Here is a 1,103-nt window from a genome sequence, read left to right on the forward strand (position 1 = left end):
ACTTCGCCATATCCACCCAGTCCTTGAACCCGGACGGGTCGTGGCGGCCCATATTGGCGTGCTCGAACATGCCCCAGCCCTCGGCGCCGTTGCACCTCGCGCGGGCCACGTGGTCTACGACGTTGTACGGAAGCATCCCGGTGACGTCCGGGGAGGCCATGTCGTAGGAGACGGACTCACTCCAGTCGCGGCCCATCCAGCGGCCGTGCGACCAGGCCGGGTCGCCCACGTAGCCCGAGCCCATGCTGAGCGGGACGCCGAGCAGCGTGTCGATCTCCAGCAACAGCGGCTCTCCCAGGGGCGTGGTCAGGTGCACGCGAACGTGCTCGGGGTGTCGGGTGCCGGCGCGGTAGTCGACCTCCATTCGCGGCCATCCCAGCTGCTCGACCCGACCGTCGGCGAACACCCGACTCGCGTGGTTGAGACTGCGATGGCCGTCAGGGCTCTCCTGCAGGATGATCACCAGAGCGAAGTCGTCGAACCGCAGCGGGATGTACGTCCACCAGAACCCCTCCCGCGGCTCCTCGGCGAAGCGCTCCTGCGGATCCGGCGCGCCACTGGGGCGGATGCCCCAGGATCGGTCGCGGGTGCCGAGCCACACGGCCGGGTCCACCGCGAAGTCCTCGCCGTCGACGTTCAACATCCCCGACCAGCTCCCCACCTGCGCGAACCGGCTGGCATCCAACATCGTGCGCGGCCCGTCCATGAGGATGTGCCGCTCCTCGAGCACCGCCTCGAACGAGCCCTCCCACCGCAGATCCATAGACAGGTCCTCGTGCTCGCACACCACCCGCAGCGACCGCAGTGGCTCGATCACCTCGATCTGGTAGCCGCCGACCTTCGGCTCGGTGGACCGGGCCTCGAGCGCATCCGAGAATCGCACCGACCGCTGCGTGTCCCCGTGGCGGACCGTGGCAAACGCATCCACCACGCCGAGGTTCGGATACACCCCGAACCCGGTCACCAGGAACACCTCGCCGGAGCGGTCGTGGGCGTTGAAGTAGTTGCGGTCGTAGAAGTTCCGGTCACTCGTCGACACCTGCGCCATCGACAGCGGGGTCTGGTGAACGGGGAACTCGTCGAGCGGGGCGGGCTTCATCGGC

1 protein-coding gene is annotated in these 1,103 nt (G+C 68.4%); it reads right to left on the minus strand.

Annotated elements, in window-relative coordinates; translation table 11 throughout:
- Positions 1-1,099, minus strand: a 1,099-nt coding sequence (locus tag ACWIE7_RS19410) for a hypothetical protein (protein ID WP_454070367.1), incomplete at its 3' end; no start/stop codon positions are given.
- Positions 1,100-1,103: the final 4 nt, after the last annotated feature.

Source organism: Dietzia sp. NPDC055343 (assembly GCF_053645265.1).